Origin of the sequence: Mesorhizobium sp. M7A.F.Ca.US.007.01.2.1 (assembly GCF_003998165.1) — a bacterium.
Classification (GTDB): domain Bacteria; phylum Pseudomonadota; class Alphaproteobacteria; order Rhizobiales; family Rhizobiaceae; genus Mesorhizobium; species Mesorhizobium ciceri.
Map to the genome: position 1 here is coordinate 1 of NZ_RZQP01000348.1, position 4283 is coordinate 4283.

The window sequence follows — 4283 nt, forward strand, 5'->3', positions numbered from 1 at the left end:
CCATGGCTTCGTCGCCATAGGCGATACGGATAGCGTCGCGCGCGGTGTGCGGGCGGCGCGTCGAGACGGCGCAGACCGAAATGCCCGGCATCAGCATGCCCTGCGTGACCAGATCGGTGCCCATTTCGCCCGAGCCGATGACACCGATGCGCACCGGGCGGTTCTCGGCGGCACGCTTGGCGAGATCACGGGCAAGCCCGGTCAGGGCGACGTTGGTCATGCAGGAAATGTCCACAGCTTCGTGATTTGGGGTCGGATAGCAGGGAATGGGTTCTATTTGCCAACGAAACCCGGTCGCGACCGGCAATTTCCCACGAAATCGTCTCGGAAGGCACGTCCGCCGGGGCTCGATTCGCCGAAGCCCAACCAATTGACATTGTAGCGGACAACCCCAATAAAACATTCGTTTGTCAACAAAGGCAAATGTTCACCGACGCGACAGTCGGGAAGCATTCGCCTCTGCGGCAAGTTGGGGAGTGTCTTTGCGCCACGGCGTCAAAGGCTGGATGGAGCATCATTGCGAGGCGTCGAGCGAAGGCTCGCGGCTCCAGGGGAGGAAAAATGGATACTGTTCTCGCGGGCCTAAAAGGGGCCATCGATACGCTTGGCCCGACGATCCTGCTGCCAATTGTCATTTTCGTCATCGCCGTGGTTCTGGGCGCCAAGGTCAGCAAGGCTTTTCGCGCCGCCGTCACCATCGGCGTCGCCTTCATCGGCATCAATCTGGTGCTTGGCCTCATGTTCACGTCGATTGGCGACGTCGCCAAGGCCATCGTCACCAACACCGGCATCCATCGCGACATCATCGATGTCGGCTGGCCCTCCGCGGCCGCGATCGCCTTCGGCTCATCGGTCGGCCTTTGGGTCATTCCGGTCGGCATCCTCGTCAACATCGTGCTGTTGCTGACACGCATGACGCGCACGCTCAATGTCGACGTCTGGAACTTCTGGCACTTCGCCTTTGTCGGCTCGCTGGTGGTCGCCGCAACCGACAATCTGGCCTATGGCATCGCGGTCGCAGCACTTGTCGCAGCACTCTCGCTGCTGTTCGCCGACTGGTCGGCGCGCGCGGTACAGCAGTTCTACGGGGTACCCGGCATTTCCGTGCCGCATCTCGCCTCGGCGCAGATCCTGCCGATCGCCATTGTGCTCAACTGGATCATGGACCGCATTCCCGGGATCAACCGCATCAACATCAACACCGATACGATCGAGCGCAGGTTCGGCGTGTTCGGCGAACCTGTCGTGATGGGCCTCATTATCGGCCTCGTGCTTGGTGCGATCGCCTTCTACAATGCGGGTGATCTCAGCGTGGTGCTGGCCAAGGTTCTGGGCACCGGCATGACGCTGGCCGCGGTCATGCTGCTGCTGCCGCGCATGGTCAAGATCCTGATGGAAGGCCTGCTGCCGGTTTCCGACGCAGCCCAGGCATTCGTGCGCAAGCGCACGGGCGATCGCGAGCTTCTTGTTGGCCTCGATTCCGCGATCCTGATCGGCCATCCGGCCGCGATCTCGTCGTCGCTGATCCTGGTGCCGATCGCGATCATCCTGTCCATCATCCTGCCGGGCAACCGCGTCATCCTGTTCGCCGACCTTGCGGTCATTCCCTTCATCGTCGCCATGACCGCGCCGCTGGTCAAAGGCAACGTGTTCCGCATGGTGGTGATCGGCACGGTGACGCTGGCCATCGGCTTCTACGTCGCCAACGCGCTGGCGCCGCTGTTCACAAGTGCTGCCGTCGCATCGGGCTTCAAGCTGCCGGCGGATGCGCTGCAGATCACCTCGGTGGTCGACGGCTTCCTGTGGGTGCCTTACGTGGTCATCGAGGCGATCCAGGGGCTTGGACTTGTCGGCATCATCGTGATCGCGGTGGTCATCGCGGCATTGTTTGTCCTCTACCGCCGCAATCCGCTCGGCTGGGAGCGGGCCGCGGGCGCCGAGGACGAGCCGGCCGAAGAGACGGCCTGAACCTGATAGGGTCCACCCTTCAAACCGATCGTGCGCCCTCCTCGGGGCGCCCGATTTCATCGACGGAGCCCGATCGTGCGCCCTCCTCGGGGCGCACGATTTCATCGACGGAGCAAAGAATGTCCGACGGCCTCATGCAGCTTCTGGATCCCGACGCGATCGTGCTCGGATCCGATGCCTCGACCAATGAGGAGATCATCCGCATTCTGGCGGGTCGGCTGGAGAGACTTGGCTATGTCAAAAGCTCCTATGCCGACGCGGTCGTGCGCCGCGAATTGACCATCCCGACAGGACTGCCGCTGGAACGCTCCGACAATGTCGCGGTGCCGCACACCGATCCGGAGCATGTGCTGAAGCCTGGCATCGCGATGGCCACATTGAAGCAACCGGTGGCCTTCGCCAACATGGAGGATCCCGACGAGATACTGCCGGTCGGCTTCGTCTTCCTGCTTGCCATCAACGACAAGGACAAGCAGATTGAGGCGCTGCAGGCCGTCATGGCCACCATCCAGAACCCGCAAGCCTTGGATGATTTGAGGTCGGCCAGAACCCTCGAAGACGTGCGAGCCGTACTCGGCTGATAACCAAGGAGAAGCAGAGATGTCCAGACAGAAAACCATTCTCTTCGCCTGCGGCACGGGCATCGCCACCTCGACCGCGGTCAATGTCGCCGTCACCGAGGAAATGAAGAAACGCGGCCTCACCTTCAATGCCCAGCAGGCAAAGGCCACCGAAGTGCCCGGACTGGCCGACAATGTCGACTTCATCGTCGCAACCACCCCGATCTCCGCTTCGGTGACCAAGCCGGTCATCAAGGGCCTCGCCTTCCTCACCGGCATCGGCAAGGACAAAGTGCTCGACGAGATCGAGGCTCAATTGCGCAAGTGACGGTCCAGACGCCACGCCCAGGCTGACGCGGCTTCACACCACCCTGACGTAGCTCGTCATTCCCGATTTCTGGTGCTCGATGATGTGGCAGTGCAGCAGCCAGTCGCCGGGATTATCGGCGACGAAACCGAGCTGAACCTTCTCGTTGGGCTGGATGAGATAGGTGTCGGAAATCACGGGCTGAACCTGGCGCGTCGAGGACGACAGCACCTTGAAGCTCATGCCGTGCAGGTGCATCGGATGGGATTGCGGCGTCAGGTTCTCCATGTCGACGACGTAGCTTTGGCCAAGCTTCAGTTCGGCCAGAGGCGCGGTCGGATCCTTGGTGTCGCCGGGCCACGGCACTTTGTTGATGGCCCAGAAACTGTAGCCCAGCGAGCCGCAGATGCCATCGCTCGGGACGTTTTCCGCCGTGGCGCTGAGCGCCAGGGAAATATGCCTGGCACTGGCGAGATCCACTTCCGCCACCGGATTGAGCTCCAGTGGAGCAACATCGCGAATGTCCCGTTTGAGGGAGTTTCCTGTCGCGCGCAGGGTTGCCAGGATTTTTGGCTTGGTGCCTCTGACGTCCCTCAAGCTGACGATCGCGCCTTCCTCGTCGGGCATGCGTATGGCCAGCTCCATGCGCTGGCCGGGTCCAAGCAGCAAGGCATCGGGGGAAAAACGCTCAGGCACCGGATTGCCGTCGAGCGCCATGACAGTCGCCTGTGCACCGTCGACGTGAAAAGCGTAGATTCGCGTCACGTCGGTGATGGCGACCCTGAGCCGCACCAGCCCTCCGGCCGGCGTGTCATATTGCGGCTGGTCGAGCCAGTTTGCGGTGCGCACCGTGCCGTAAGTGCCAGTTCTTGCGGCATCGCGCGGCCGGAACTGGTCGATGAACTGGCCGTCGTCGCCGAGGCGCCAGTCGCGCAAATTGAGGACGATTTCGGCATCGAATTTCGGATCGTTGGGATTCTCGACCACGATCACGCCGGTCAGGCCATGGCCCATCTGCTCCAGCGTGTTGCAATGCGGGTGGTACCAGAAGGTGCCGGCATCGGGCGGCGTGAAGGCGTAGTCGAAATGATCGCCGGTGTAGACGTAGGGCTGGACCAGGAACGGCACGCCGTCCATCTTGTTTGGAACGCGAATACCGTGCCAGTGGATCGTCGTCGGATCGTCGATCGCGTTGACAAGGCGTGCAGCGAAGGGCTGGCCTTTTTTCATTCTGAGCACGGGCGGCATTCCGGCGTTGCCATAGGTCAGCACATCCCTGGTCTGGCCGATATCCATCAGCTTCGCCTGGATCTTTGCCGTCTGCAAAACCACCGGCTCAGGCGTGGCAGCGGCCCAGCCACCAAGCCGGCCCATGGCCGAAAGCCCGACCCCGCCTGCGCCGGCAATCGCTGCCGTTTTCAAAAGCCGGCGTCGGGTGAGTATGGTCA

The 4283-nt window shown here is 62.1% G+C and carries 4 protein-coding genes and 1 pseudogene; 3 read left to right on the forward strand and 2 right to left on the reverse strand.

Annotated elements, in window-relative coordinates; translation table 11 throughout:
• Positions 1–220: pseudogene (locus EN949_RS33205) on the reverse strand (homoserine dehydrogenase); the annotation flags it as partial.
• 341 nt (positions 221–561) lie between these two features.
• On the opposite strand from EN949_RS33205, the gene EN949_RS33210 reads away from it, so the two are divergent.
• The 3 genes from EN949_RS33210 (at position 562) to EN949_RS33220 (ending at position 2856) form a co-directional block, all read left to right on the forward strand.
• Positions 562–1968, forward strand: coding sequence for a PTS sugar transporter subunit IIC (locus tag EN949_RS33210; protein ID WP_013530221.1), 1407 nt, complete (start codon positions 562–564; stop codon positions 1966–1968).
• 119 nt (positions 1969–2087) lie between these two features.
• Positions 2088–2549: a PTS sugar transporter subunit IIA gene (locus EN949_RS33215; protein ID WP_127366690.1), complete on the forward strand. Its 462-nt coding sequence runs from the start codon at positions 2088–2090 to the stop codon at positions 2547–2549.
• 19 nt (positions 2550–2568) lie between these two features.
• Complete coding sequence (locus EN949_RS33220) at positions 2569–2856, forward strand: PTS sugar transporter subunit IIB (protein ID WP_023809203.1); 288 nt, start codon at positions 2569–2571, stop codon at positions 2854–2856.
• Positions 2857–2889: 33 nt separating this feature from the next.
• Here EN949_RS33220 and EN949_RS33225 read toward each other — a convergent pair whose 3' ends face one another.
• The gene (locus EN949_RS33225) at positions 2890–4278 is read right to left on the reverse strand and encodes a multicopper oxidase family protein (RefSeq protein WP_127371925.1); all 1389 of its coding nucleotides are present in this window, start codon (positions 4276–4278) and stop codon (positions 2890–2892) included.
• Between the last annotated feature and the right edge of the window lie 5 nt (positions 4279–4283).